Here is a 24,748-nt window from a genome sequence, read left to right on the forward strand (position 1 = left end):
AGCGCTCGAAGGCGCGGGCTATGCAAAACCAATTCCCAAACGACGATCAGCCGCTTTGGCTGTTCGAAAGACGAACGAAACTAACCCGCAAACAACCCGCATATGGACACCGATTTACACAAGCTATTCATCGACCAACTACAGGACATCTACGACGCTGAGCACCGCATCGCGGAAGCGATCCCCCAAAAGATCGACGCTGCCCAGTCCCCTGACTTGAAGCTCAGCCTCGAGGGGCATCTGCAGGAAACGAAGGACCACATCGCTCGTCTCGAGCGCGTCTTCGAGGAACTGGGCGAAACCCCGGAGCGCAGCACCTGCCAAGCGACCAAAGGCCTGCTGACTGAGGCCAACGAACTGCTCGAAACCTTCCGTGGCACCAAAGCGATCGACGCGGCCATCGTCTGCGCCGGACAGAAGGTGGAGCACTACGAAATCGCCACCTACGGCTGCCTTTTCACTTGGGCCAAGCAAATGGGCCACTCCCATATCGCAGCCATCCTGAAGGATTCGCTCAGCGAGGAGAAGGAGGCCGACAGCAAGCTGACCGCCGAGGCGAAAACCGAATCGAACCTCGTCGCGGAGGCCATCCGCTAAGATTCATCGCCCCATTCGGCGCCATCCCCGGGTGAAACCCGTAGGCGCTCGGAATCGCCCTCGACGCCCTTTCCTCAGAGAGGGCGTTTTTTCGCGTCCGCCTGGCGGCCGGATTTGGCGCGAGCTGTGCGACGAAAAACCTGAAGCATTCTCAAAAAAACACCAACCACAACCCCCGACCCCCTAACTACGATGCTACGAAGCACAAAAGACATTTTCGGCTACCCGATCGAAGCCCTCGATGGGTCGATCGGCAAAGTGAAGGACTGCTTGTTTGACGATCGCCATTGGCGCCTGCGCTACGTGGTGGTGGATACCGGAAAATGGCTGCCGGGACGCAAGGTTATCATCAGTCCGCTGCACGCCAAGCAACCCGGACTCGGCTGGCACGGACGCGATTTCCCTATCAGTCTCACCAAGAAAGAGATAGAGGAATCGCCCCGATTGGAGGAGGACGAGCCGGTCTCCGCTCAGTACGAGGAGGAGTACGCCAAGCACTTCACGCAGATCCATCCCTACTGGGCCGGTCCCTACGCTTGGGGCCTTGGTCCGACACCGACCTATCCCTCCGCGGACGCCATGGGCTCACAGATGCCGCCCGAAGTCGAAAAACAGCACCGGACCGAGCTCAAAAAGATCGAGCACAGTCACCTGCGCTCCGCCCACGAAATCATAAACTACACCATCGACGCTCGCGACGACTCCTTCGGGCATGTGGAGGATTTCATACTCGACGACGAGGACTGGCGTCTCGCCTACTTGGTGGTCGCGACTCGCAACTGGTTGCCTGGCAAAAAGTTCCTCGTGGATATCGATTGGATCGAAACCTTTGACTGGGCCAGCAAGAGCGCCCAGATCTCCCTTTCGCGGAGCCAGATCGAATCGGCCCCGCAGTACGATCCCAAGACGCCAATCAACCGCGACTACGAAAACGAGATTTACGACTACTACGGACGCCCGGCGCCTTGGTCGCAAACCGATGCCTACATCCACTGAGCGGCGGCGGCCGCTGCAACTTGCACACCGCGAAACCGCTTCGCGCGGCAATCTGCAGGACGCTCGACACTCGCCCTTGCTCACCCACGGAGAAAAAACGACCGCTTTGCAGCTGGGGTGAACGCCAGCTGCGCGTTCGACGGGTTCTCGCCGCCAAGCCGCGACAGCGCTGGCGCGGCCCATGCAACCCTCTTGAAGCATGAACCAAACAGACGTAAAAACCAACGATCCTAAGGCCCTGCACGAAACGTTGCGGCAGATCCCCTACAACCTTTTCGCTATCGGCGTAGGCAGCTCGGGAGGCGAGGAAAACGCTTTCATTGGCAGCTGGGTCACCCAGTGCTCCTTCGATCCTCCCATGCTAGCGATCGCCGTGCAGAAGGATTCCAAAAGCTACCAGCTGATCGAGTCCGACGGCGTCTTTTCCGTGAACCTGCTGAGCAAGGATCAAGAGGAAATCGCTCGCAAGCTGGTGAGACCGCAGCATCGGGTGGACGACAAGCTGGAGGGCGTCAGCCATCGAAGCGGCGTCACCGGAGCCCCCATTCTAAACCTTTGCCTGAGCTACATCGAATGCAGAGTGGTCGACACCCTGCAAACCGGCGGACACGTGTTGGTGGTAGGAGAAGCGGTCAACGCTGAACAGAACAGCGACGAAGAGCCACTCACCTGCGCCGACATCGGCTGGCATTACGCGGGCTAGGCTCCAGCCGTCCCCGACCGCTCTTTTTGATAGGCCAGAAGGCGCCGTCGCCACGACACGCCTCAGTACCATGTAACCGTCTATCAGATACCGGGTCTTTCTAACCAGGCAATCGTATTACGAAAACAAAGCCCCCATCCTGCAAAGGGATGGGGCTTTTCGTTTTCACGTGAATCGTTGCGAAAAAGCGAAATCCCCCCGCCTGCGGCGCCTGCTTTTCCTGCGTCTTTTTTTACTTCCTTGGGCTGATCGCCCGCATTAGCCATCCGCCGCTGCGGCGCTGGCGGTTTGATCTCTAGAAACAAGACGGGCGTAGGCCTGCAAATCCTCGAACGCGGTCGCGCGACGCGTTTCCCAGTTTTCTGCCTCCGCCGAGCTCAGACGCTCGATGCTGTCAGACAAGCGTTTGGCCGCCTCTCGCGCCGCAGCTACCTCTTGAGAGCTCAACAGCTCGCTGCTCAATTCCAGCGATCGATCAAGTTTCGCCTTCGAATGCCGCAGATTCTCCACCACCCTCTCCTGCTTTTCGTACGGAGCAGACATCGAATCCATGCCTTCCGTCACTCCCGGAGCGGGCATGGACGATGAGGGGGCGACATTCCTCTGCACGAACTCGCGCTGCATGCTCAATCGCACTACGATCGTGCACGCCACCACGATCGCTGCCGGAATGAAGATGCGGTAGATGTACCGTTTGAAATGATTCATAAACTGAATTCCGGAAGCCCTTTCCGACCTAGGCCTAAGCCACAACGCGGCGAAAGGGCATCATATAGCCGCGTACCTTTTCTGTGGATACGCCTCCTGTTTTCTAGGCCTTCTTTTTCGACCTAGCCTTCTTGGCCTGTTTCGACACCGCTGCTAAGCCGTCTTCGAACGGTTGTATGAATTTTTGGATACCCTCATCTTCCAGCCGCTGAGCGACGTAAGCCATATCCACCCCCATCGCTTCGAGCTGCTCCATGATGAGATCCGCTTGCTCGGAGGGCTTTCGAATGGAATCCGCTTCGAGCGCCCCATGATCGGTGAAGGCATCGATGGTCTTTTCAGGCATGGTATTGACCGTATCGCGAGCGATGAGCGAGTCCACGTAAAGCGTATCGGGATAGTCATCCGACTTCACGCTCGTGCTCGCCCACAGAGGACGCTGGATCTGAGCTCCACGCTCTTCCATGGCTTCCCACGCTCTGCCGCTGAAGGCTTCTCGGAAACTCCGGTAGGCGAGGCAGGCCTGAGCGATGGCTGAATGTCCCTTCAGGGCCTTCGCCATGTGCTCGTGATCGTGGCACGCGGGCAACGCGCGCTGTTCCAGCAGCTCGTCCACCAAACTGTCGATACGGCTGAGAAAGAAGCTGGCTACCGAGGCAATGCCGTCGACTGGGAGACCATGCTTGAGGCGACGCTCCATGGCCCAAAGGTAGCGAGCGACCACGCGTCGATAACGCTCGTTTGAGAAAAGCAACGTGATGTTCACGTTGATGCCTCGAAACAACGCTTCCTCGATGGCGTCCAACCCTTCCTCAGTGCCGGGAATCTTGATCATGACATTCGGACGATCCACACGCTCCCACAGCGAGCATGCGGCCGCTAGGGTCGCTTCCGATTGTCGAGCCAGCCTAGGATCGACCTCGATGCTCACGAAGCCATCGCCGCCTCTCGTTTCCTCATAGACCGGCATCAAAGCGTCGCAACCGTTCCTCACGTCCTCGATCATCAGCGACTCGTAGATTTCCACGTCGGACTTCCCGCTAGTGGCGAGCCTTTCGATATCCTGGTCGTAGCGATCGCCGGACTTCACCGAGTCCGCGAAGGTCTTGGGATTGCTGGTGATACCCAGCAGCCCCTCTTCGTTCACCCGGCGTTCAAGCTCTCCCGTCTCGATCATCTCTCGAGTCAGGTTATCCAGCCAATAGCTTTGGCCGTAGTCGCGAAGCTCACGCAGCTTCGATTCCTTTTCTGCAACAGCGCTCATCGTTCGTCTCCTTTCTCCTTCTGGATTTCTCTCTTTCGCTACCGCAGGGTTCGGGCAGCGTCTCTCTGGTCGCTCTCGGCGTCCTCCACTCCTTCGCGGGCCAACTGCTCCGATTGGTTGGCCTCATCGGTCGTCTCCGTTTCGGGCACCCTTCCAGCGCCCTGGATCTCGCGGGGATCTCGCGCTTCCGGAGCCTCGATCGCGTCCATGTCCCCTCGCTCCATCAGCTTGGCGTCGGAACTGTACTCCCGGGCCGCCCGTTCGTAGTCGAGACGGTTGGCGGCGTTGGGGCGATTGTCCTCGGCAGCTAGCTCCAAGGCTCTTCTCACAATCTGGGTCTTTTCCGGTTCGCCCAGCTCAGTGCCCACGATGCGAACCCACTGGCCGTCTTCCACTTCAAATTCGATTTCTCTTGGTTCTTTTTTCATAATCAAATCCTACCTTCTGCCCAATCCGCGCCAAACGAGCAGCAGGGATCGATCCGGCTCCGCTCCGCCACAGGCCCGTTTGGGAAAGCCTCCGACCCGTGCGGCATGCAAGAACGGACAGTGCAGAACGCAGCAAATCATGTGGGCGCTCGGCTCCGACGAGACGTCCGTTGGACGCTCCCTCTCGCCCACCTGACGAGTATCGCCAGCCGCCTCTTGCCCTTGCGGGCAAATACGCTAGGGTGGCTATCTTTCGGATCCGTTCATGCGTATACTCCCCCAACTCCTCAGGCCTCGGACGGTCAAGGTCTTCCTGATCGGACTCCTCCTCCCGATCGCCCTGCAAGCATCGGATTTCCTGGAGCTGGCGAACCTGCGGTTCGAAACGTTCGACTCATCCGACGGACTCTCCACCAGCTCCATCACGCAAATCCTTCAGGACGACCAAGGCTTCCTTTGGATCGGCACCAACAACGGCTTGAATCGTTTCGACGGTCGAGACTTCCCGACCTTCTTCCGTCGGGACAACGATCCGGCATCCATCGTTTCCGACGCCGTGGTCTCCTTGTTCAAAGACTCCAAGTCTCGCCTATGGATCGGCACCAGCGAAGGCATTTCTCGCTACCTCCCTGCCAGTCGCTCCTTCAAAAACTACGTTCCAAATCCCACGGTAGATCCCAATCCGGTATCCAACCGCGTCACCGCCTTCTGCGAGTTCCCCAACGGCGGCCTTATCGCCGCAACCCAACAGGGCACCCTGCATCGCTACGACCCGCTCGGCGATTCCTTCGAGCAGCTCGTAGGTATTCAAATACCGGATATCCGCAGTTTGCTGGGGCTTCCGGACGGCCGATTGCTGGTCGGGGCCAACGGCCAGATCGCGCTGCTCGATCTCGAAACCGGTCGTACGGCGAACTTTCCCCTCCCTCGAATCCAAGATGATCGTTCGGCCTATCAATACGCGGAAGACTTCGAGCCGATCGGAACCAAGGTCATCCTCATCGCCACCAGCCACGCTGGGATCCTGAGCTTCGATCGCGAGTCGGAAACGTTTTCCCAGTATCCGTTCGCTCCGGACGAGCTTTGGGTAAACGACCTCACGCTCACCGAGCAAGGCGCCATCATCGCGACCTCCACTCAGGGGCTGTTCGTTTCGCACCCCGAGACCGGAGCGATCGCCGAATACCAATTCGATCTGTCAAATCCCTACAGCATCGCTTCCCGAGCGACCCGTTGCTCCACCATCGACCGACAAAGCAATCTCTGGGTCGGCACCGAACGCGGCCTCTGCAAAGCGACCGCTCACAAAGCCTTCAGCCACTACGGACCCAAGCCAAGCCCCACCACCTCGATCAGCGACACCTCCGCTTCGGCCCTCTTCACCGATTCCCAGGACAGGCTCTGGATCGGCTATTTCAGCGGTCAGCTGGATATTCTGGACCGGGCAAATGGCGAACGCCTGCTCTCGTTTCCCTATCAGACCGACAATCCCAGAGGGCCGGGCCAGGGCACCATCCATTTCATCAAGGCGACTCGCGACGGAACCATCTGGACTGGCTCCTTCGAGGGCGGCTTGCGGCGCTACGATCCGCTTCGCAACGAATTCGAAAACGTGCTCCCGTCACCATACTCCGACATTCGCGACATCGCGGAAGACGGCTCCGGTCAGCTCTGGGCCATCGCTCACGGTCAAGGTCTGATCCGCTACGATCGGGCGAATGGCAGCCTGAAGCTGTACCAAAACGATCCGAGCAAAGGCGACAACACCCTGATCGACAATTGGGCTACTTGCATCGTGCGGGATCACGCAGGCGTCCTTTGGATGGGCTCGGGCACCGGTTTGTGCCGATTCGACCCGATACAGGAGCGCTTTCGCAACTATCGGCCAAGAAGCCGGGACCCATCCAGCCTCAGTCGAGTGCCAGTGTACGACCTGCACGTGGACGAAGATGGAACCCTATGGGTTGGAACGCTCGACGGTATCAACAAATACGATACAAGAACCGACTCGTTTCGCGCCTACAAGACCGCCAACGATCCCGCCTTGTCCATTGGCGATTCCACATCGGTACGATCGATAGAACATGCCGCCACAGGAGAAATCTGGTTCTCTACGGATCGCGGTCTGATGCGCTTGGATACGGATACCTGGACCGGCAAGAGCTACGGCGCTCACGACGGCCTCCGTTCCAGCGACTTCCTGACCAGAAGCTCCCATCGAGACAAAGCGGGACGCCTCTACTTCGGCGGTATCAATGGCGTAACTACCTTTTTCCCGAATCAGATCATCGACAGCGCCTTCTCTCCCGCCCCTATCATCACCAAGCTTTCGAACCTGAAAGAGCCGGACTGGCAGCTACCAACGCCTCCCCATCTGGTCGATACACCAGTATCCTTTCCGCATCAAACGGACTCCTTCGCCTTCGAATTCGTCACGCTCAATTTCAATCGTCCCGATAGCCTGAGCTACAGCTATCAGCTTGCCGGCTTCGACCCCGATTGGTCGCGTCCCTCGGCTAACGCGAGCGCCACCTACACCAACCTGCCACCTGGGGACTACACCTTCAAAGTCAAGGCAGCGAACAGCGACGGGATCTGGAGCGAGGGGCACGCCGCCTTTTCCTTCACCATCACTCCCCCCTTCTGGTCGACGGCATGGTTTCGCTTTTCATCGATTCTGCTCGCGGCTTCACTCCTCTCCGCAATCCATCGGCTTCGTGTAAGAAACATCCGAATACAAAATGAGAAACTGGAAAAAACGGTGGCCGCCCGCACCAACCAGCTCGCCAGAGCCAACGAGGAGCTCGCCGCCCAACGCGAAGAGATCCAGTGCCAAAACGAAGAGCTTATAGCCAACAAAGCGGATCTCGAGCTTCGAGTCGACCAACGCACCCGCGATCTCAAGGTCGCTCTGGCGGAGGCACGACGTGCCGACCAGCTCAAGTCATCGTTTCTGGAAAACATGTCGCATGAGATCCGCACTCCGATGAACGCGATCATAGGATTTCTAAGCATCCTGCAGGAGCGCGAGCACTCCGAAGAAGAGAAGCAGGCCTTCTTCAAGATCATCAACAGCAGCAGCGACTCGCTGCTAACGCTCATCGACGACATCCTAGATCTCTCCACCCTGGAAAGCGGAACCGCCACCATCAGGCCCGAGTCCGTACCGCTCGACGCGCTGTTCGCGGAGCTGGAATCGGCCCATCGGACCATCCTGCGCAGCTCCGGAAAGATCGACCTTCAGATCGACTACGAAAAACCTTCTAGCCCCTTCGAGCAAGACGCGGTCGCCCAGCTCGATCCCACCAGAATCAGGCAAATCCTCAACAACCTGCTCTCCAACGCGACAAAGTTCACCGACAAAGGCGTCATACGATTTGGATACGGAATCGCTACTAGTCCGAACGGCGACTCGATGATCCACGCCTACGTTTCCGATACCGGCATCGGCATTTCGCAGGAAGATCAGGCCAACATCTTCGAGCGCTTCAGAAAGGTCGAGTCGGACAAGTCGCGCTTGTACCGCGGCACCGGTCTAGGGCTGGCCATCACGCGCAACTTGGTCGAACTGATGAATGGCGAGATCCGAGTCAGCTCGACCCTGGGACAGGGCTCGAGCTTTTCCTTCACTTTGCCCTACCTCCCCAGCGGCTCTTCGATGGAGAAAGCTGCGGAACGGACAAACGCGAACCGGCGAGATCAAGCCGACCTGAAAATCCTAGTCGCCGAGGATGAGGATCCAAATTTCGAATACATTTCGGAAGCCTTGTCATCTTGCGCCAGCGTGGTGGACAGAGCCTCCAATGGAGCGGAAGCGGTCGACTTCGCGCAATCCCGCTCCTACGACCTCATTCTCATGGACCTGAACATGCCAGAAATGGACGGGCTCCAGGCCACTCGGGAGATTCGAAGAAATGGGGTCCAGAGCCCCATTCTTGTCCAAACCGCCCACATCCAGCCCAGCGCCCGGCGAGACTGCATCGACGCCGGGGCGGATCTCGTTCTCCGCAAGCCCTTCAGCCCTCTCGAGCTGCGCGAGGCGATCGGAAACGCCTTGAAGAAGGCCACCCTAGCTCGAAATCCGCCGAGATCGTCGGACAGCCCGTCTTAGATAGAGAGCGCTTGCGTCGGTAGAAATGCCCCCGAGCGAATGGGAAACAGGGCGTCCCGCGAAATCCGCTTTCACGAAACCGTCGACAAGAGAACCCGTTTTTCTCCATTCTAGAGCGGTATGATCAAACCCTTTATGCGAGGCCTCGGCGCCTACAAGCACGCCCATCATCTGGTCTGGAAGGAAGGCATGTGGAAGCACCTCATCATCCCGGGACTTCTCAGCATGCTGTATTTTCCTTTGGTCATCGGCGGACTGTTCGGAGGCACCTTCTTTGGGGTTCAAGAGCTCAGCGAGCTCATCAGCGAGAAGTGGCTGCCCGCCGAGGTGGCGGAATGGGCGGCCTGGGGGCTGAGCATCATCGTGGGGCTGCTGGCGATCTACCTGGCCTTTCTGCTCTATCGCAGCGTGGTGATGATCATCTACGCCCCGTTCATCGGATTCATCTCAGAGACCGCGGAAGAGAAGTTTCACGGCAGCAAAGGTCCTGGCTTCACTGTCGGAGGACTGGTCTACGACATCTATCGCGGCACCATGGTGAGCCTCATGACCCTCGCCATTTCGCTGTTTCTCACCGTGGTCTGCTGGCTTCTTTGGCTCCTGCCGGTCGCAGGCGCCGCCATCTATTTCGTCGGCATGCTGATCATCCAAGCCTACTTCGCGGGAGCCGGCTTCATGGACCCGGTACTCGAACGTCGCCGCGTCGGCATCCGGTCCAGTCTCGCCCATTCCTATCGACATAAGTGGCATGCCATGGGCAATGGCGCCGGATTCATGATCATGATGCTCGTGCCCATCGTCGGCTGGTTTCTGGCCCCTTCCTACGGAATCATCGCCGCAGCGGTCAGCGGGGTGGACACCATGTACGACGACGAACTGAGTCGAAAGCGTTCGCGTAGTTGATTCGCGCCTACACCTGATATCGGCTCAAGGCTGAAAACGAGAGCCTGCCAGTCGTCACTCGCCGAGCGCGTCGGCATTCACCACCGACAGGCCGCTAGGACTGGCGGGCGGGCCGGGGGTTCTGACGGTCGGCTGCGGACTCCGGCCTATGTTTTCCACCAAAGCAGACAGATCCGTCGAAGCGCTTCGAGAAACTGATTCGGTATCCCCTGCAGCGTCTGATGGTTGACCCGGTTCAAACGAAAGCTTCGTTTCCCCTTCCTCCGTCTCCCAGACCACTATCGCGTACGGCGAATCCATCACCAGCCAACCCTCTTCATCCACGCGATCGGGTAGGCCGAAAACGAAGAGCAGGCTCTTGCTTGAGGAGTCGGGTGGGGCCTGATCGAGCTTTGCCATGATGGTGAACCCTCTCCGGTCGAGGCGCGTCTCCAACTCCTGCACCGTCGCGGCAAACCCTGCTCCACTGGCCACGGTGACCATGTTTGGGCGATCGTCGGCGCTGTTCAGGAAAACGACCCCAAACAGACAGGTTGATAAGAAAATAGCCCGTGACACCCCCATGCCGAAACCCGATCGCACAAAACATGCCACGCTGGCCTGCGCCCATCGGTACGCTTGGCCCAGCTCGTTTCTCGATGCCTCCCGCAACTGCCAAGCTGCAAGCTGCATCGTTTCGAGGCGTCGACCCTCGACCGATTCTCTGCAATTCGCGCTTTGCTATGGGATCCGAGCGGTTCACACTTCCCGGCTGATGGAAAGGCGCAGCGAGAAAGAAAAAATGCTAGCGGGGGAGTTCTACCAGGCCATGGATCCGCAGCTTAGCGGCGAACGTCTTCGCTGCCGAGAGCTCATCCACGCCTACAACGCCACTCCTCCAAACGCCTTCGCGCAGCGAGCCCAGCTCCTCAGGGAGCTTTTCGGAGGCACCCACAAGACCGCGTACATCGAGCCGCCGTTTCGCTGCGACTACGGCTACAACGTTTTTGTCGGCAAAGCCTTCTACGCCAATTTCGACTGCGTCTTTCTCGACGTGAATCGCATCGAGATCGGGGAGCATGTGAAGCTGGGCCCCGGGGTTCATCTTTACACGGCTGCCCATCCCACCGATCCCGAAGACCGCAAAGCCTATAAGGAGTTTGGAAAACCGATTCGCATCGGCGCAAACGTATGGATCGGCGGAGGCGCCATCGTTTGCCCCGGCGTCACCATCGGAGAAAACGCCGTGATCGGAGCTGGCAGCGTAGTGACAAAAGACATACCCGCGAACGTTATGGCCGCGGGCAATCCTTGTCGCGTGATTCGCGAACTTTAGCAGAGCAAGGGCTCGCGCGCCGAATCGGCGAGCTCTCCCCGGCTCGCCCACTGCTACAGCATGATCTCCTCAGCGTCGCACTTGCAGTCGTCATCGTCCTCAGATTCGATGGGACCGTAGGTCTTAAGCGGATACCGATAGAGCTTGCCTTCGAAGTTTTTGAAATGGATCGCTTCGTCGTCGATCTTGGTGATGTACTGCGGATTGATGGGCACCTTGCCTCCCCCACCTGGCGCATCGATCACGAACTGCGGCACCGCATAGCCAGTGGTATGGCCACGTAGCTGCTTCATGATTTCGATGCCTTTGCACACGTTGGCTCTGAGGTGAGCGCTGCCGGTGATGAGATCGCACTGGTAGATGTAGTACGGCCGCACGCGCATGCGCACGAGGCGATGCACGAGAGCCTTCATCACCTCCGCGTCGTCGTTCACGTCCTTGAGCAGCACGGATTGATTTCCCAGCGGAACCCCGGCGTAGGAAAGGCGTTCGCAGGCGTCTTTCAGGGTCTGCGTGCATTCCTTCGGATGATTGGCATGGATGCTCATCCAAATGGGACCGTGCTTCTTGAAGATCTCGCACAGCTCCGGCGTGATGCGCTGCGGCAGGAATACCGGTATGCGCGAGCCGATGCGGATGAACTCCACGTGCTCGATCTGACGCAGGCGCCCGAGCAAGTAATCGATTTTCCGATCGGACAACAGCAGCGGATCGCCGCCGCTGAGCAGCACGTCGCGCACTTCGGGATGCTCCTCGATGTACTTGAGTCCCTGCTCGAACTCCGGGTGGAAATTGTAATCCTGAGCGTTGCTGACCAGACGGCTGCGCGTGCAGTAGCGGCAGTACGCGGCGCAGCGATCGGTCACGAGAAACAGCACGCGGTCCGGGTAGCGGTGCACCAGACCCGGCACCGGCGAATGCCCGTCCTCTCCGACCGGATCGAGCATTTCCTCCGCCCCGACCTTCATCTCGCCGTCACGCGGGATGACCTGACGGCGGATCGGGCAGTTCGGGTCCTCGCGATCGATGAGGTTGAAGAAGTACGGGGTGATGGCCATGGCCAACTTGGTATTGGCGTGCTTGGCCCCCGCTCTCTCCTCGTCGGTGAGCTCGATCAGCTCTTCCAGCTGCTCGAGCGTGGTGATGCGGTTCTTGAGCTGCCAGGTCCAGTTGTTCCATTTTTCCTCCGGGACGTCATCCCAAAGGCCTTGTCCGGCAAACCAATGCGTTCGGTCGTCAGTATACGGCATAAAGCGTTGTCAATAAAGGTCTCTCGTAGCGGGACGCACCCTCGCTTCCGAGATAAGTTGGGTAAATTACGTTTAAGTCACAAAAAGGGATTGTAGCCCAACCGCAAAACAACTTTTGTCCCAAACCTAATGAATGACTCCCAGATAGGTGTTCTCGCATTAGAAGACGGATCAGTTTTCCGTGGAATCGCCTTCGGCGCCAAGAAGACAGTTGTCGGTGAAGCGGTTTTCAATACTAGCATGACTGGTTATCAGGAGATCCTTACCGATCCTTCCTACTACGGCCAAATTGTGACCATGACTGCGCCCATGATCGGCAACTACGGCGTCAACGAGGAGGACCTCGAGGCGGAAAAGCCGATGTGCTCCGGATTCGTGGTCCGCGAACTCAGCCCGATCTCCAGCAACTGGCGCTCGACGTCAACCCTGCCGGACTACCTGGAAAAGCATGGCATTCCCGGACTGGAAGGCATCGACACACGGGCCCTGACCAAAAAGCTGCGCGAGGTGGGCGCCATGAAGTGCTGCCTCAGCACGGAAGACATTTCCGACGAGGAAGCGGTGCAGAAAGCCAAGGACTGGGAAGGCATCGTCGGCGCCGACTACGTGAAGGAGGTCACCTGCTCCGCTCCCTTCGTCTACTCGCCCACCGATTTGAACTGGCCCTACAATCCGGTCCAGTCCGTCATCCGCAAGCCTGCTCGCAAGCGCGAGATCTTCAAGATCGCCGCTCTCGACCTCGGAGCCAAGAAATCCATTTTCCGCGAGCTCGCCTTCCACGGCTTCGAAGTGCACGTCTTCCCCGCCACCGCGACCGCGGCGGAAATCGAAGCCATCAACCCGGACGGCATTTTCCTCTCCAACGGTCCCGGCGACCCGGAACCGGTCAAGTACGTGCACGAAACGGTGCGTGCCCTCATCGACAAGCACCCGATCTTCGGCATCTGCCTCGGTCACCAGATCATCACCCACGCCATCGGAGCCAAGACCTTCAAGCTGAAGTTCGGCCACCGCGGCGGCAACCAGCCGGTGAAGAACCTGGAGAACGACTTCGTCGCCATCACCGCCCACAACCACGGCTTCGCCACCTCCGCCGAGGGACTGGAAGCCTGCGGCGCCGTCATCACCGAGGTGAATCTCAACGACAACACCATTTCCGGCATCCGCCTGAAGGACAAGCCGGTGTTCTCGGTGCAGTACCACCCGGAAGCTGGCCCTGGGCCCAGCGACGCCAACCCGAACTTCGAAAAGTTCTACCAGCTCATCGCCCAGCAGAAGCGGGCCGCGAGCTGAAACAAGTTTCCAAGTCAAAGGCGGGTCGACGACCCGCCTTTTTCATGTCCGCGAAAACGTTACTTCGAAAGGTAGGCCGCGAAGTTTTTCGCATCCTCCGCCGTATCGATTCCGATGGATGGCTCGTCGGTCAGGCCGACCTTGATGGAAACTCCGTTTTCCAAGGCTCGCAGCTGCTCCAGTTTTTCGATCGCCTCCAGCTTTCCCTGCGGCAGCTGGCAGAACCGTTTCAAAAACTCCGCTCGATAGGCGTAGAGCCCTAGATGGCGATAGACCGGCGAATTAGCCACCCATTGGTCGTCGAAGGTCGCGAAGCCATCTCGATAGTGAGGAATGGCGGAACGGGAAAAGTACAGGGCGTCGCCCTGATCGCCCATCACCACCTTCACCTGATTGGGATCAAGGAAGTCCTTTCTCGTCTTGAAGGGCGTGGCGAGCGTCGCCATCTCCGCTCTCTCTTCGATGAAGCGACGCAAGGCTTGGATCTGCGAGGCCGCCACCAGCGGCTCGTCCGCTTGCACGTTGACCACGATGTCGGCGCCGATCTGTTCGTTGGCCTCTGCCAGCCGATCCGTGCCGCTCTGGTGGTCCTTGCTGGTCATGATGGCCCGAAAGCCCGCCTTCTCGACCACGGAGCGCAGTCGCTCGTCGTCCACCGCGAAAAAGGCTTCCGCCTCCGGAACCTGTTGCTTGATTCTTTCCGCCACCCAGAGGATGAGCGGCTTGCCCAAAATCGGGTGAAGCAGCTTTTCCGGAAAGCGAGTTGAGGCGAGACGCGCAGGAGCGATGATGGCAAACATTTAAGATATAGGTTATAAGATCCGAACTTGTACTCGAAGCAGTCTTGTTAAATATTCTATCGCTTCACCTAAAAAATTCCTTTTCTAAGCGAAACTATGGACTCCGCAAATCTCAGATCCGACGGCAACGCCACTGAAAAAGTACTCACCGTACAGAATCAGATGGGTATCCACGCCCGGCCGGCCGCAATGATCGTGCGTGTGACCAATCGCTTCACTTCGGAAGTGTTTTTCGAAAAGGACGACGAACAGGTGAACGGCAAATCAATCATGGGACTCATGATGCTGGCCGCCGGCAAGGGCTCCAAGATCAAGGCCATCGCCAATGGACCGGACGCCACCGACGTGCTCACCGAGCTGGAAAACCTCTTCGCCAGCAAGTTCGACGAAAAGTAGGCTCCACGGAAGCCCACTTCTCCCACTCATCTTCACCCACCAAAAGGAGATGCGCCTCATGAGCGCCAACGCCTTCCGGTGGACGCCCTAATACCCCGCCAACACGGTCACTTCGTTCCGGGAGGCTTCGTTTTACGGATCCGGTCCGAGTCCGGACTTCGAGGCAGAAATCGCCGCTGAGATTGAACATATTCTTATCCGGCGCTAGAATACGAAAGCCCGCGAGAACCCCACCGCAGTACCCCACGTTAGGTTTCGCCGCTTCCCACTAGGGGTTCGCTCTAACGAGCCGTGACTCTGGTGTTAATAAAACGCAAAACATTAGCATACCTGATGCTTTTGTTTGTTTTGCATTAGCTTTTCTTAAACTTCGATGGTATAAATCTCCTGCAATCCGAAGTACCCCAAAATGAAAGAGCCAATCGCTTCTCCCCAAAGCGGCTCGCGAAGAACCAGAGTCGCCGTTATCGGCGGCATCGCCTCCATCATGGTGTTTGCCGCTTGTAGCATCAGCTACGAAAGCTATTTCCGTCCCCCTCAAATCCCCGGAGCGAGTTTCGAAGGCATAGGGAGCTGCGAAGAGTGTCACGAGGAGATCGTGAAGGAATTCGATTCCGCCACCCATTCCAAGCTCATGGCCGACGGGAACCACGCAGTCGGAGTCGGCTGCGAGGCCTGCCACGGACCGGGCAGCATTCACAACGAATCCGGCGGCGAACTCGGCACCATCCACAATCCAAAGGCCGACCCCGAAACCTGCTACCAGTGCCACTTGGACGTGAAAGGCTCCTTCAACCTCGCCCACGCCCACCCCATCGGAGACAACATCACCTGCAACGATTGTCACGATCCGCACAAGGGCAACGCGGTCCAGGGTGGCGGCGTCGCCATGATGGGAGAGGCGGAAACCTGCCTCCAGTGCCACCAGGCGCAGGCCGGGCCTTTCGTCTTCGAGCACGAGGCTACGCGGGATGGCTGCACGGTCTGCCATTCGCCGCACGGCTCGCCGAGCGAGAAGCTGCTCAAGACCAACAACCAGATGCTCTGCCTGCAGTGCCACTTCCAAACGCAGACGGCTCCTGACGAGATCCTGATCGGAGGGCGCAATCACGCCTCCTTTGTTAGCCGCGGCACCTGTTGGACCGCTGGCTGCCACGAATCGGTACACGGCTCGCACGTGAACTCCTCACTCAGGTACTAAGCTCATCAGCACAAGGAGTCATCATGAAATTCCCAATCGACCGCGACTTCCCTCGAAAGTCGGCCTGCGTGGGCGCCCTCGTCGCCCTCCCCTTCGCTCTCTCCAGCCTCCACGCCCAAGAGGAGGATCGCCTGCCTGACTCGGGCAACTATATCGATATCACCCTCGGCCATGCTTCCCACGACGGGAACGAAGCGGCCTACCTCGCTCGACACCCCATCAAAAAGCACGCCTTCGGCGGCATCGAACGCTTCCAGTACTCCGGGTACATCGGACGCTACACCGAGTTTAAAACGGAAGGCCGGGCCATGTTCGACAACAACGACTACCTTTTCGGAGTCGAGTTTTTGAACGAGGACGTCGGCTACTTCAAATTCCGCTGGGAAGAGTATCGGATCTTCTACGACGGCAGCGGAAAGTACTTCCCGGGCAGCGACACCTGGATCGACATCTACGACGACGAGCTCGCTCTCGATCGAGGAAAACTGCAGATCGAAGGCGGACTCTTCCTCGATGGCGGGCTCGACCTCGACTTCTCCTACACTCGCCTCACCCGAGAAGGGCTGAAGTCCTCATCGGCGCTCGCCGACACCACCCTCACCGGCGAATACGGCACCCGAAACATCGTGCCCACCTTTCTCGACATCGACGAGAGCCGAGACATCTTCGAAGTGGGCGCCAGCAAGAAGATCGACAAAACCAAACTCGCTCTCTCGCTGCGCGCCGAGCAGAGCGACGTGGACGACGCACGCAAGATCACACGTCGACCTGGAGAGTCCAGCTTCCGGCGAATCACCCACCGCGAAATCTACGATACGGATCTCTTCAGCGCTCGCTTCTCCACCATCACCGAAGTGGACGAGAAGAACACCTTCACCACCGGCATCGCCTACACCGAGATCGACGTGAATACCACCGGATCGCGCATCTACGGCGACGATTTCGATGTGCCGTTCGACGTCGACTACCAAGGGCAGCGCCGCGACCACGGCTGGATCGACCTCATGGCGGAAAGCCAGATCGACCAATGGCTGCTCAACGCCAACTGGGTCAACCGCCCCGCCGAACACTGGAAGGCGATATACGCTATCCGTCTCGAAGAAATGAATACCGGCATCGTCAGCGACTTCACCGAAACGGAGTTTTCAACCTCGAGCAATACCTTCGAAGTCCACGACATGGAGCTGCAAGCCGAGCGGGACTGGAAGGACGCCGCGGCCTCCGCCGAGCTTATCTACACGGGCGTCGAGAATGTGGTCTACAATGGCTCCATCCTCTACACTAGCGGCGATGGAGATTTCCTCGAAGAGGAGTTCGATGCGGAAAGCGGCAGCCAACTGCTCGAACGCTTGTCAAACACCGAAAGGGACGTGCTCAAGCTCGCCGTCGGAGCGAAAATCTACTCCGCCGCGGCCGGGCGATGGTACATCCAGTACTACCACAAGGATCGAGACAACAAATACAACCACATCATCGATCCGACCGAACCCGATGGCGGAGACCGATTTCCCGCCTACACCGACGGGCAGGACTTCACCACCGATGATATAAACGTCTCCGTGCGCTACAAAGGCCCTGGCGGCTTGAGCGGAATGACGCGGGTCGACTATCAAAAGTCCACCATCGACTCGCATGGACAAGGGCTGGAATGGGCTCACTCCTACGATCGAAAAGCGCTGGTCCTCAGCCAGTCCTTAACCTACGCCTTCGAAAACCTCTACCTGCAAGCCACAGCCGTCTACGCGGACGACAGCCGAGAGTCTCCCGTCAGCACCATCGGCGGCGGTGTGGCGGATACGGTGATCGTGCTCGATGGCGATTTCTTCAACGCCAACCTCGGCGCCCACTGGGGTATCGACGAGGACTCGAACGCCGGCGTCACCCTCTTCTACAACCGCACCGACAACTACGTCGACAATAGCGCATTCGCCCAGCCCTACGGAGACGATCTGCGCGAGATCGGTCTGACCGCCACCTATACCCGAAAGCTGACCGACAACGCCCAGCTCACCCTTCGCTACGCCTACTACGACAGCGAAGACATGGCCTCCGGCGGCTTCAACGACTACGACGCCCAGATTCTCTACAGCTCGATTCGCTACCGCTTTTAGCGCCATGACAAATCGAAGCCCTCGCCGCAAGCAACGGAGTATTCAATTCCTCATACAAAACAAGCCAGCGCCCCTCTGTTGAGCGGGGCGTTGACCCGCCACTCTCGCTTAAAACGAACTAAAATTCCTTATGAAACGAACACCTTACTTCATGCTTTCGCTCGCCGCCATGATCGGCAGTTCCCTCGTAGCTGACGAATTCGACGTCGTCGCCGCTTGGGAAAAGGACTGCCAAAAATGCCACGCCGAAGACGGAAGCGGCCTCACCAAAAAAGGCCGCAAGCTCCGGCTGAAGGACTACCGGGATCCGGAAGTCCAGGCCAAGATGAGCGACGAGGAAATCGTCAAAGCCATCAACGAAGGCGTCAAAGAGGATGGCGAATTCACTATGAACGCCTACGGAGAAGACTACACCGAAGAGGAAATCAACGCCTTCCTCGCCTACGTGCGCTCCTTAGCGAAGTAGCGTCACGCCGCCCGACTTCTGCCGCTGGTCTGCCGCTGAGAAAGGCGGCAGCCCCCCCCTTCGCGACATTGCCCCACGGCCGTCCCGAAATCCATTTCAACAACAAGAGTTATCATACCCCAACCCACATCGCCTCGCGCTCTCCAACGAAGAGTCTTAAGCGAACCGTATCCAAAGATCGAATATGCCTCGCGAACCGAACGACGAAAAAGAGCACGGACTTCTCCTGCACTTCCGCAATTGGCTCAGTCTCGCAGGCCTCATCGTCGTCGGAGGCAGCTTCTTCGCCTTCCTACTGCTGATCGGCTTCGATCTCGTCACCGGTGGATCGAATCCCTACGTCGGCATTCTCAGCTACATCGTCGCCCCGCTGTTCTTCGGCTTCGGCTCCCTGCTCGCCTTTGTGGGCTGGCTCTGGAGCTGGCGAAAACGTCGCGACCGCGGCGTCACGCTCACCTTCGATCTCTCGCGGCTCAAGGACCGACGGATCTTCGGAGCATTCATCGGCGCAGCCATGGTCTTCATGTTCGCCACCAGCATGGGCAGCTACCAGACCTACACCTACACCAGCTCCAACCAATTCTGCGGCGTGCTCTGCCACTCCGTCATGGAGCCGCAATACGACGCCTATCCCGACGATGTACACGCCATGCTCAATTGCGTGGACTGCCACGTCGGCGAAGGAGCGAAGGGAGCCTTCAAAGCGAAGTGGCACGGCATCTATAAGCTGTATTCACTCGTCTTCGACAAATACCCAAAACCGCTTCGAGCCGACCCTCACTACCTGCCGACCACCCAAGAGAGCTGCAACAAGTGCCACGAAGACGGGCCCGATTTCAAGGACGTCGCCAAAACCTACCACCACTACCTCAGCGACGACGAGAACACGCCTTTCTCCGTCACGCTCCGACTTAAGCTGGGACCGGAGAGATCAGGAAACTACGAAACGAACGGCATCCATTGGCACGCCAAGGACGACAACCAGATCGAGTTCACCACTGCCTTGGAAAATCCCGATGTCATCCCTTGGATCAAAGTCACCAAGTCCGACGGCAGCGTGACCGAATACACCTTCACCCCGGACGAGGACGCGGAAAACGTGCCCGACCTCAACCACGTCAGCGATCCTAAAACCATGGATTGCATCGACTGCCACAGCCGCCCCGCCCACGGCTTCAAAAAGCCAAACGACCTCGTCGAGCGAGCCCTCCATCGCGGCCAGCTTTCCAACCGGATTCCCGAGATCAAATACATCGTCGCTCGCGCCCTCGATCCCGACTACGAAACAAGCGAAGAAGCCCACGCGTCGATTACGAAGATGCTGCGCGACGAGCTGGAAGGCCCCGCTCCCGCAGTCGAGCAAGCCATCGATACCGTGAATGACTTCTACGCCAACAACGTCTTCCCGCATATGAACGCCGACTGGCGGGCCTATCCGGACTACATCGGACACAAGGACACGCTCGGCTGCTTCCGATGCCACGACGACAAGCACAGCACCTTCGACGGCTCCAAGACCCTTTCCGCGAAAAACTGCCACACCTGCCACGATGTCATTTCTCAAGGCGAACCGGGCAACATGACCTTCGCCAATTCGCCCGAAACCGAATTCGACCACCCAGACGGCTCCTACCTCGGCTTCACCTGCGCCGAATGCCACACCGGCGGACTGCAGCTCGAGTAGGCAGAGTCGACTCTTCCAGAGCGTGCCCGGAGGTCACGCTCCACCCTCATGATGCTCCACAAAGGTGGAACGCGACCTCCGGACGCGTTTAGATATCCCCAAGTTCTTTGGGTAAACAACTTGCGGACACCATCAGGCGAGACCGTAAAACGCCTTCGCAACGGTGCTCGTCTTTTCCGCCAGCTCTTCTCCCGTCACCCCAAACAGCTCCGCGCAATACGCCGCGGTATGCGCCAGGAACGCGGGCTCGTTGGGTTTGCCACGATGCGGCATGGGAGCGAGGTACGGAGCGTCGGTTTCGATCATCAGCCGATCCAGGCCCTGCAGTTTGGCGGCGTCGCGAACGGCTTCCGCATTCTTGAAAGTGATGATGCCGGTGAAGCTCCCGAAGCCGCCGCGATCAAGCAGCTGCTTCATCTCGCCCGGACCTTCGGAAAAGCAGTGAAAAACCACCTTGGTCCAGTCCACCCCGCTGCGGTCGATCACCTCCACGCTCTCCGCGAACGCTCCGCGCGAGTGGATGACCACCGGGCAGTCGAGACGTCTGGCGATCTCGAGTTGAGCCTCGAAAGCGGCGACTTGGGCAGCGAAAACCGTTTTCGCTGCAGCCTCGTCCTTGGGAAGGTGAAAGCGATCGAGACCGATTTCGCCTAGCGCGACCGGCTTTAGCTCCCGCCCCCAGAACGGCTCGATTTGCGGGATCGATTTCTCCCAGCCCGCATCCACCGAGCAGGGATGGATCCCCACCGTGTAGTCGACCTGGGAATGAGTTTCCGCCATCTCGGCGTAGAGCGTCCAGTCGTCCGTATCCGTGCCCACCGTCACCAGACGCGACAAGCCGGCCTCCGCCGCAGCGCTCAGAGCCTCCTCCAATCGACCCTTGCGAGCGAAACTTTCCAGATGGGTGTGCGTATCGATGATGCCCGACATGGCCTAGCTTCCAACCCATCTCGCTTCCGCCTTCAACCCTTTTTGCCGTCCCCGTAAATCCCCGCGCTGGCTCCTCTATTTCGAAACGCCAATTCTCCCATTGCCAAAGCGGTCGCGATCGCTTTGCTGCATTTCTTCCCCCTCACTCCTCGTTGCAGTATTTCATATCTAACCATGTCTTCAGAAATCGAAAACGTCATCATTATCGGAACTGGCTGCTCCGGCCTCACCGCCGCCATCTACACCGCCAGAGCGAATTTGGAGCCCCTGGTGCTGGAGGGCAGCCTTCCAGGCGGACAGCTCACCCAGACCAGCGAAGTGGAAAACTTCCCTGGCTTTCCCGAGGGCGTGGACGGTTTCATGCTGATGGACAATCTGCGCAAGCAGGCCAGCAAGTTCGGCACGCGTTTCGCCCAGGCGATCATTGACAGCGTCGATTTCTCCTCCTCGCCCTACACTCTGAAAGCGGGCGACAAAGAGTACAAAGCCAAGTCGGTGATCATTTCCACCGGGGCCTCGCCGCGCCTGCTCGACGTGCCGGGCGAAAAGGAAATGTACGGCGGCAAGGGCGTCACCACCTGCGCCACCTGCGACGGGGCTTTCTACCGCAACATGGACGTGGTGGTCGTGGGCGGCGGCGACACCGCCTGCGAAGAAGCGCTCTTTCTGACGCGTTTCGCCTCCAAGGTCTACCTCATCCACCGCCGCGACGAGCTGCGCGCCTCCAAGGTCATGGCCGACCGCACCATCGAGCACGAGAAGATCGAAATGGTCTGGGACACGGTGGTCGATGAAGTGGTAGCCGACGAGCAAGGCTACGCCACCGCGGTTAAGGTCACCAACCGCAAGACGGGGGCATCCTCGTCCATCGACGCCAAGGGGGTGTTCATCGCCATCGGTCACATCCCCAACACCGAGCCTTTCGCCAACGCCATCGACACGGATGAAAACGGGTACTTCGTCCCGGCGGCCGGCAGCCAGGTGAAGACCAAGCTTCCCGGAGTCTACGTGGCCGGCGACTGCGCGGACCACGTGTACCGCCAGGCCATCACCGCCGCCGGCATGGGATGCCAAGCCGCCATCGAAGCGGAACGCTGGCTGGCTGAGCAATAGGCGGCCAGAAACTCCCACAGCATAATTCCTCAGCCGCGCCTCTCCACGGGACGCGGCTTTTTTCAAACCCGCGATCCTTCCCAGGGCGATTTTTCATCCTCACGTCTGATTTGGTTGAGAAGAGAGCCCACCTGGGTCACAAGGGTTTTGGAATCCTATGCGAGCACTTCTTCAAACCACTCTGATCGCTGCAATGTGCAGCCTAGCGTTGAGCCCGCACGCCTACGCGAAAAAGCGTGTCGCAGTGAAAGCCGACGCGTCGCCCGCTTTCGAAGCCTTCAGAGGAGAAGCTGGCGATCGCCCGCTCTCCTACATTTTCGCCGAAGGTGAATTCTTCGGCGACTCCACCCGTGGCACCCAAATCAAGGAGGTCAGCCTCCGCAGCATCCTCGAAACCCTAGCGGAGGACTTCGCGGTGCAGAACTTCTACCCCACGACCGACACGAAGTCGGCCGACATGCTGATCGTGGTCCACTGGGGCGGCATCGAGCGGCTTGAGGACCCCACCAAATTCATGGCACTCGAGCGGGCTTTCGAAGGACTTCGCGAGCAGGCCCAACTCAGCATCTCCGGCGATGGCGCGGCGGCCAATTCGCCCTACAACACCTTCGATCCTTCGGACACGCGTTTCGAATTGCTTCAGCACAACACGGACATGATGGCGGAGCAAATGAGCGACGCCCGCATCGCGCGAATTCTCGGCTTCGACGAAGATCTCGCTCGTGAGCGCGAAAAGGCGTTCCCCTCCACCCTCGAAGAGACCCTGCTCCATCAGATGCAAGATGAGCGCTATCTGGTCATCGTAATGGCTTGGGACAATCGAGCCCTCAGCGAAAAGGGGGAGAAAAACCTCCTTTGGTCCACCCGCATCAGCATGCGAGCTCTCGGATCAAGCTTCGATGAAGCGGTCGCTCTGATGAGCGGCGCCGCCGCGCCCTACTTTGGCCAAGAAAGCGGAGGCCTGCAAAACCACGTGTATCGGAGACAGGAATACAAAGTCGAGATGGGCGAAGTCGAGGTGGTCGAAAGCGGCAAGAGCGCGGAAGACGAAATCGAGGAATAGCTAAACGCAAACGTCGCTCCGACCTTCATCAGACGCCAGCGACTTCCTTCAAAATCTCCTTCGACGCCTGTATCCCTTTCTTCAACACATCCAGGTTCATGCTTTCGTTCGGGGCATGCAGATTGTCTTCCGGCAGAAACAGGCCGATCATCACCGAGTCCAGCCCCGTCACTCGCTTCACATCCGCGATGATGGGGATGCTTCCGCCCTCGCGAAGAAACAATGGTCGCTTGCCGAAGCTCTTCTCGATCGCCTTCTCGGTAGCTCTGAACGCCTTGGCAAGCAACTCCGGCTGATCGCTCGGCGTATTGGGTCGATCCGGCGGCACCACCTGATAGGGCACACCTGCATGGCCCATGCGAAACTTGAGCTGAAAGCCTTTAGGAGCGCGCTGCTTGATCGCCTCCGCCACCAGCTTGCCAACGACGTCGGGCTTCTGGTTGCCCACAAGGCGACAAGTGATTTTGCACGAGGCCTTAGAAGGCACGATGGTTTTGCTGCCTTCTCCCTGGTAGCCACCCCAGAGACCATTGAATTCGAGCGTCGGCAAATAGCGGATCGCTTCCTGGGCAGTGTATCCGTCTAGCGGATGCAAGCTATCGACCTTAAGGGTCCGCTTGTACTGCTCCTCGTCGAAACCAAGCGCCGCCAGCTCGTCGCGTTCCCACTGCTCCACCTCAGTCACATCGTCGTAGAACCCATCGATGTTCACACGATTCTCCGCGGTGTGCAGCGACGCGCATAGCTCCGAAATAGCTTGCAACGGATTGTAGACCGCCCCGCCGTGCAAGCCCGAGTGCAGGTCCGATTTCGGCCCGGTCAATTCGAACTCCAACTCCACGATTCCTCGCAAACCCACGGTGACCGCGATCTGCTCGGGACTCGGGCTCAAGGTATCGGAAAGCAGCACGAAATCCGCCTCGCTGAAAATCTCCTTTCGCTCCACCAGCAGGGGCAGCAAGCTGGGGCTTCCGATCTCCTCCTCGCCCTCGATCAGAAAAGTAATCCGCAGCGGCAAATCGGGATGCTCCTCCAGCAGTTGCCCGACGGCCGCGACGTGAGCCATCTGCGGTCCCTTGTTGTCCGCCGCTCCGCGACCATAGATACGGTCGCCTTTGACGATCGCTTCGAAGGGCTGGGTCTCCCAAAGCTCGATCGGATCGACCGGCTGAACATCGTAGTGGCCATAGATCACCACATGCGGCCACTCGGGGTCGCCCTCGCGCTTGGCGAGTACCACCGGGTGCTTGTTCGTATTCACAATCTCAACACTCAGTCCCATTCCGCTGAACATGTCCGCCACGAAGTCTCGCGTTTTCAACATGTCTTCCTTGAACGCGGAGTCCGCGGATACGCTTCGGCAGGCAATGTATTCCTTAAGCTTCTCAACTGGATCGAACATGGGGGCATTCCAAG

22 protein-coding genes are annotated in these 24,748 nt (G+C 58.7%); 14 read left to right on the forward strand and 8 right to left on the reverse strand.

The features are described from left to right. Positions 1-102: 102 nt before the first annotated feature. The 3 genes from QEH54_RS18645 to QEH54_RS18655 all read left to right on the forward strand — a co-directional run bounded on the left by QEH54_RS18645 (position 103) and on the right by QEH54_RS18655 (position 2,296). The gene (locus tag QEH54_RS18645) at positions 103-597 is read left to right on the forward strand and encodes a ferritin-like domain-containing protein (RefSeq protein ID WP_309020221.1); all 495 of its coding nucleotides are present in this window, start codon (positions 103-105) and stop codon (positions 595-597) included. A 192-nt stretch (positions 598-789) separates the two neighbouring features. Beyond that, on the forward strand, positions 790-1,593 hold the full coding sequence (locus QEH54_RS18650) for a PRC-barrel domain-containing protein (protein ID WP_309020222.1): 804 nt from the start codon (positions 790-792) through the stop codon (positions 1,591-1,593). Between the two features lie 199 nt (positions 1,594-1,792). Then, on the forward strand, positions 1,793-2,296 hold the full coding sequence (locus tag QEH54_RS18655; protein ID WP_309020223.1) for a flavin reductase family protein: 504 nt from the start codon (positions 1,793-1,795) through the stop codon (positions 2,294-2,296). 258 nt (positions 2,297-2,554) lie between these two features. Here the strand turns inward: QEH54_RS18655 and QEH54_RS18660 are convergent, their stop codons facing one another. The 3 genes from QEH54_RS18660 to QEH54_RS18670 all read right to left on the reverse strand — a co-directional run bounded on the left by QEH54_RS18660 (position 2,555) and on the right by QEH54_RS18670 (position 4,696). Beyond that, positions 2,555-3,004, reverse strand: a complete 450-nt coding sequence (locus QEH54_RS18660; RefSeq protein ID WP_309020224.1) for a hypothetical protein — start codon at positions 3,002-3,004, stop codon at positions 2,555-2,557. A gap of 103 nt (positions 3,005-3,107) precedes the next feature. Then, the gene (gene tal, locus QEH54_RS18665; protein ID WP_309020225.1) at positions 3,108-4,268 is read right to left on the reverse strand and encodes a transaldolase; all 1,161 of its coding nucleotides are present in this window, start codon (positions 4,266-4,268) and stop codon (positions 3,108-3,110) included. A 38-nt stretch (positions 4,269-4,306) separates the two neighbouring features. Next, positions 4,307-4,696, reverse strand: a complete 390-nt coding sequence (locus QEH54_RS18670) for a hypothetical protein (RefSeq protein ID WP_309020226.1) — start codon at positions 4,694-4,696, stop codon at positions 4,307-4,309. A 265-nt stretch (positions 4,697-4,961) separates the two neighbouring features. Here QEH54_RS18670 and QEH54_RS18675 point away from each other — a divergent pair, with 265 nt between their 5' ends. Then, entirely contained in the window at positions 4,962-8,807 is a 3,846-nt protein-coding gene (locus QEH54_RS18675) for a two-component regulator propeller domain-containing protein (RefSeq protein WP_309020227.1), read from the forward strand. Positions 8,808-8,927: 120 nt separating this feature from the next. Then, positions 8,928-9,710, forward strand: a complete 783-nt coding sequence (locus QEH54_RS18680; protein WP_309020228.1) for an EI24 domain-containing protein — start codon at positions 8,928-8,930, stop codon at positions 9,708-9,710. A gap of 54 nt (positions 9,711-9,764) precedes the next feature. On the opposite strand, the gene QEH54_RS18685 is transcribed toward QEH54_RS18680, so the two are convergent. Next, complete coding sequence (locus tag QEH54_RS18685) at positions 9,765-10,382, reverse strand: hypothetical protein (RefSeq protein ID WP_309020229.1); 618 nt, start codon at positions 10,380-10,382, stop codon at positions 9,765-9,767. An 82-nt stretch (positions 10,383-10,464) separates the two neighbouring features. Here QEH54_RS18685 and QEH54_RS18690 point away from each other — a divergent pair, with 82 nt between their 5' ends. Then, a complete protein-coding gene (locus QEH54_RS18690; protein ID WP_345785678.1) occupies positions 10,465-11,025 on the forward strand; it encodes a sugar O-acetyltransferase in 561 nt (186 codons plus the stop codon). 53 nt (positions 11,026-11,078) lie between these two features. Here the strand turns inward: QEH54_RS18690 and QEH54_RS18695 are convergent, their stop codons facing one another. Then, positions 11,079-12,275, reverse strand: coding sequence for a KamA family radical SAM protein (locus QEH54_RS18695; protein ID WP_309020231.1), 1,197 nt, complete (start codon positions 12,273-12,275; stop codon positions 11,079-11,081). Between the two features lie 129 nt (positions 12,276-12,404). Here QEH54_RS18695 and carA point away from each other — a divergent pair, with 129 nt between their 5' ends. After that, entirely contained in the window at positions 12,405-13,568 is a 1,164-nt protein-coding gene (carA, locus tag QEH54_RS18700; protein WP_309020232.1) for a glutamine-hydrolyzing carbamoyl-phosphate synthase small subunit, read from the forward strand. A gap of 59 nt (positions 13,569-13,627) precedes the next feature. Here the strand turns inward: carA and kdsB are convergent, their stop codons facing one another. Beyond that, on the reverse strand, positions 13,628-14,368 hold the full coding sequence (gene kdsB, locus QEH54_RS18705; RefSeq protein WP_309020233.1) for a 3-deoxy-manno-octulosonate cytidylyltransferase: 741 nt from the start codon (positions 14,366-14,368) through the stop codon (positions 13,628-13,630). 96 nt (positions 14,369-14,464) lie between these two features. Here kdsB and QEH54_RS18710 point away from each other — a divergent pair, with 96 nt between their 5' ends. The 5 genes from QEH54_RS18710 (at position 14,465) to QEH54_RS18730 (ending at position 20,226) form a co-directional block, all read left to right on the forward strand. Continuing rightward, positions 14,465-14,764 (forward strand): HPr family phosphocarrier protein, encoded by a 300-nt coding sequence (locus QEH54_RS18710; protein ID WP_309020234.1) that lies wholly within the window; start codon positions 14,465-14,467, stop codon positions 14,762-14,764. A 409-nt stretch (positions 14,765-15,173) separates the two neighbouring features. After that, the gene (locus tag QEH54_RS18715) at positions 15,174-15,965 is read left to right on the forward strand and encodes a cytochrome c3 family protein (protein WP_309020235.1); all 792 of its coding nucleotides are present in this window, start codon (positions 15,174-15,176) and stop codon (positions 15,963-15,965) included. A 23-nt stretch (positions 15,966-15,988) separates the two neighbouring features. Continuing rightward, positions 15,989-18,076: a hypothetical protein gene (locus QEH54_RS18720; protein ID WP_309020236.1), complete on the forward strand. Its 2,088-nt coding sequence runs from the start codon at positions 15,989-15,991 to the stop codon at positions 18,074-18,076. Between the two features lie 130 nt (positions 18,077-18,206). Next, the gene (locus tag QEH54_RS18725; RefSeq protein ID WP_309020237.1) at positions 18,207-18,542 is read left to right on the forward strand and encodes a cytochrome c; all 336 of its coding nucleotides are present in this window, start codon (positions 18,207-18,209) and stop codon (positions 18,540-18,542) included. A gap of 184 nt (positions 18,543-18,726) precedes the next feature. Next, positions 18,727-20,226 carry a NapC/NirT family cytochrome c gene (locus QEH54_RS18730; RefSeq protein ID WP_309020238.1) on the forward strand — a complete coding sequence of 500 codons (1,500 nt, stop codon included), beginning with the start codon at positions 18,727-18,729 and terminating at the stop codon, positions 20,224-20,226. A gap of 132 nt (positions 20,227-20,358) precedes the next feature. Here the strand turns inward: QEH54_RS18730 and QEH54_RS18735 are convergent, their stop codons facing one another. Next, positions 20,359-21,156, reverse strand: coding sequence for a TatD family hydrolase (locus QEH54_RS18735; protein ID WP_309020239.1), 798 nt, complete (start codon positions 21,154-21,156; stop codon positions 20,359-20,361). 174 nt (positions 21,157-21,330) lie between these two features. Between QEH54_RS18735 and trxB the strand changes: the two genes are divergently transcribed. Both trxB and QEH54_RS18745 read left to right on the forward strand, forming a co-directional pair. Continuing rightward, on the forward strand, positions 21,331-22,269 hold the full coding sequence (gene trxB, locus QEH54_RS18740) for a thioredoxin-disulfide reductase (protein WP_309020240.1): 939 nt from the start codon (positions 21,331-21,333) through the stop codon (positions 22,267-22,269). 157 nt (positions 22,270-22,426) lie between these two features. Continuing rightward, the gene (locus tag QEH54_RS18745) at positions 22,427-23,332 is read left to right on the forward strand and encodes a hypothetical protein (protein ID WP_309020241.1); all 906 of its coding nucleotides are present in this window, start codon (positions 22,427-22,429) and stop codon (positions 23,330-23,332) included. Between the two features lie 28 nt (positions 23,333-23,360). Here the strand turns inward: QEH54_RS18745 and QEH54_RS18750 are convergent, their stop codons facing one another. Further along, a complete protein-coding gene (locus tag QEH54_RS18750; protein WP_309020242.1) occupies positions 23,361-24,734 on the reverse strand; it encodes a dipeptidase in 1,374 nt (457 codons plus the stop codon). Positions 24,735-24,748 lie beyond the last annotated feature (14 nt).

This window comes from Pelagicoccus sp. SDUM812003, assembly GCF_031127815.1.
Classification (GTDB): Bacteria; Verrucomicrobiota; Verrucomicrobiia; order Opitutales; family Opitutaceae; genus Pelagicoccus.

Coding starts and splice junctions, on each gene's coding strand:
- QEH54_RS18645 (WP_309020221.1), top strand. CDS start 103: ATGGACACCGATTTACACAAGCTATTCATCGACCAACTACAGGACATC.
- QEH54_RS18650 (WP_309020222.1), top strand. CDS start 790: ATGCTACGAAGCACAAAAGACATTTTCGGCTACCCGATCGAAGCCCTC.
- QEH54_RS18655 (WP_309020223.1), top strand. CDS start 1,793: ATGAACCAAACAGACGTAAAAACCAACGATCCTAAGGCCCTGCACGAA.
- QEH54_RS18660 (WP_309020224.1), bottom strand. CDS start 3,004: ATGAATCATTTCAAACGGTACATCTACCGCATCTTCATTCCGGCAGCG.
- tal (WP_309020225.1), bottom strand. CDS start 4,268: ATGAGCGCTGTTGCAGAAAAGGAATCGAAGCTGCGTGAGCTTCGCGAC.
- QEH54_RS18670 (WP_309020226.1), bottom strand. CDS start 4,696: ATGAAAAAAGAACCAAGAGAAATCGAATTTGAAGTGGAAGACGGCCAG.
- QEH54_RS18675 (WP_309020227.1), top strand. CDS start 4,962: ATGCGTATACTCCCCCAACTCCTCAGGCCTCGGACGGTCAAGGTCTTC.
- QEH54_RS18680 (WP_309020228.1), top strand. CDS start 8,928: ATGATCAAACCCTTTATGCGAGGCCTCGGCGCCTACAAGCACGCCCAT.
- QEH54_RS18685 (WP_309020229.1), bottom strand. CDS start 10,382: ATGCAGCTTGCAGCTTGGCAGTTGCGGGAGGCATCGAGAAACGAGCTG.
- QEH54_RS18690 (WP_345785678.1), top strand. CDS start 10,465: ATGGAAAGGCGCAGCGAGAAAGAAAAAATGCTAGCGGGGGAGTTCTAC.
- QEH54_RS18695 (WP_309020231.1), bottom strand. CDS start 12,275: ATGCCGTATACTGACGACCGAACGCATTGGTTTGCCGGACAAGGCCTT.
- carA (WP_309020232.1), top strand. CDS start 12,405: ATGAATGACTCCCAGATAGGTGTTCTCGCATTAGAAGACGGATCAGTT.
- kdsB (WP_309020233.1), bottom strand. CDS start 14,368: ATGTTTGCCATCATCGCTCCTGCGCGTCTCGCCTCAACTCGCTTTCCG.
- QEH54_RS18710 (WP_309020234.1), top strand. CDS start 14,465: ATGGACTCCGCAAATCTCAGATCCGACGGCAACGCCACTGAAAAAGTA.
- QEH54_RS18715 (WP_309020235.1), top strand. CDS start 15,174: ATGAAAGAGCCAATCGCTTCTCCCCAAAGCGGCTCGCGAAGAACCAGA.
- QEH54_RS18720 (WP_309020236.1), top strand. CDS start 15,989: ATGAAATTCCCAATCGACCGCGACTTCCCTCGAAAGTCGGCCTGCGTG.
- QEH54_RS18725 (WP_309020237.1), top strand. CDS start 18,207: ATGAAACGAACACCTTACTTCATGCTTTCGCTCGCCGCCATGATCGGC.
- QEH54_RS18730 (WP_309020238.1), top strand. CDS start 18,727: ATGCCTCGCGAACCGAACGACGAAAAAGAGCACGGACTTCTCCTGCAC.
- QEH54_RS18735 (WP_309020239.1), bottom strand. CDS start 21,156: ATGTCGGGCATCATCGATACGCACACCCATCTGGAAAGTTTCGCTCGC.
- trxB (WP_309020240.1), top strand. CDS start 21,331: ATGTCTTCAGAAATCGAAAACGTCATCATTATCGGAACTGGCTGCTCC.
- QEH54_RS18745 (WP_309020241.1), top strand. CDS start 22,427: ATGCGAGCACTTCTTCAAACCACTCTGATCGCTGCAATGTGCAGCCTA.
- QEH54_RS18750 (WP_309020242.1), bottom strand. CDS start 24,734: ATGTTCGATCCAGTTGAGAAGCTTAAGGAATACATTGCCTGCCGAAGC.